This window comes from Streptomyces spongiae, from assembly GCF_009377185.1.
In the GTDB taxonomy this organism is placed as follows: domain Bacteria; phylum Actinomycetota; class Actinomycetes; order Streptomycetales; family Streptomycetaceae; genus Streptomyces; species Streptomyces spongiae.
The window spans coordinates 1-1520 of record NZ_VJZC01001045.1 but is presented as its reverse complement, the minus strand read 5'-3'; the positions used below and the strand labels follow the sequence as shown (position 1 = coordinate 1520).

The window sequence follows — 1520 nt, the reverse complement described above, 5'->3', positions numbered from 1 at the left end:
CTCCCGACCCCACGCGCCTAGGGTCCGCAGCGAAAGTAGATCTTGTTCGTTTGCCGTCCTCGGCCGGTGGCTACGCCTCCTGGAGCCGGGCCAGGATCCACCGGCCGAGCTCCGGGGTCATGACGGTGTGGCCTTCGTTGGTGCCGGCGCAGAGGAAGTCGTGGAGTTCGCTCCTCTCGCGGTCGACCTTGGTGTAGAGGGCGGTGTGGTCGTCGATGTCGGCCGACGCCACGGCGCTGATGGTGGGGACGAAGGTGGAGGCGTTGTGGGTGAGAGTCGCCTTCTGCTCGTTGACCATCGCGGCCAGCACGGCGGCCATACCGAAGTTGGCGGCGTCTTCCAGGAGCGGGGCTTTGGGGAAGAGGCCGCCGGGAGCGCCGTCGAGTTCGGGGAAGCCGGTGGTGTTGATCGAGACGGCGGCCTGGCGCGCCTTCGCCATCTGGGCGACGGTCTGCCGTCCCTGGCCCTGGGTGCGGAGGTGGGCGTCCACCCTCGGTCCGGGGGCGGCCATCGCGGTGTCGTCGGCGGGGATGTTGTTCCCGGCGCCGGTGCCCGTTCCGTTGGCGACACCGAGCAGGCGGGGGCGCTGGGGCCAGTCGCCCACCCGCTGGAGTGCCTCCAGGAAGTCCGTCCGTTCCCGGTCCTGGCCGTCGGCGACGTCGAGGGTGACCTCGGCGCCGGTTTCGATGTGCCAGCGCAGCATCTGGCGTGCGGCCGGGCTGTTGACCAGGTCGGAGTAGAGGCTGAGGAACGGGTTGGTGTTGCCCCAGTGTTCCTTCACGAAGTGGGCGAATGCCTGGACTCCGAGGGGCAGCCACGCGCCGCGGTGCGGGGTGTCGTAGGAGAGGTAGGTGGAGGTCTGGTGGTCCTCCCGCTGCCTTTCCATCTTGGCCAGGGCGTAGCGGGTGACCATTCCTCCCATGCTGAAGCCGCCCACGGTCAGCATGGCGTCGCCTTCGCGGTCGGCGATCGTCCTGCGGATGCACTCGATCGCGACGTCGGCGTTGTCGAGGATGGACGCGGACCGGTCGTCGAAGCCCAGGAGGACGACGTCCAAGCCGTTCTCACGCAGCGAGGAGATGAAAGGGTAGTCCCCGTTCTCCAGGCCGTCGTACAGCAGGTGGCCGTTGCTCCCTCCCATGGCGAAGCCGTCGGCGAGGATCACCGGCCGCCTGACGGCCGTTTGCCCGGATGAGCTGTAGAAGACCCAGGCGGTTCCGTTGCGGAGCTCCCACGCGGTGTCCCAGGGGTCCGCTTCCGCGGCTGCGGGCTGAGCCCCCGGAGGGGTGCCCCAGATACTGACAACAGGCTTGGACATGCTTCGACGACTCCTTGGTGTCGCGGCCGGTCACACCGAACACGGTCATCGTCCCCACGCGCGCATCCGATCCTCGCCCTGATCCGGCTGCATCACTCTTCCGTGGACAAAACGCCTCTTACTGCTCCTTTCCTCACGCCTCGCGTACGCGGGCGCGACGGTCGACGAGGACTCCGGGATCGAGCCACCCACCCCCAACCAC

1 protein-coding gene is annotated in these 1520 nt (G+C 68.4%); it reads right to left on the bottom strand.

The window, feature by feature from the left end; all coding sequences use genetic code 11:
• Positions 1–70: 70 nt before the first annotated feature.
• A complete protein-coding gene (locus FNH08_RS49980) occupies positions 71–1318 on the bottom strand; it encodes an esterase/lipase family protein (RefSeq protein WP_152778644.1) in 1248 nt (415 codons plus the stop codon).
• Positions 1319–1520 lie beyond the last annotated feature (202 nt).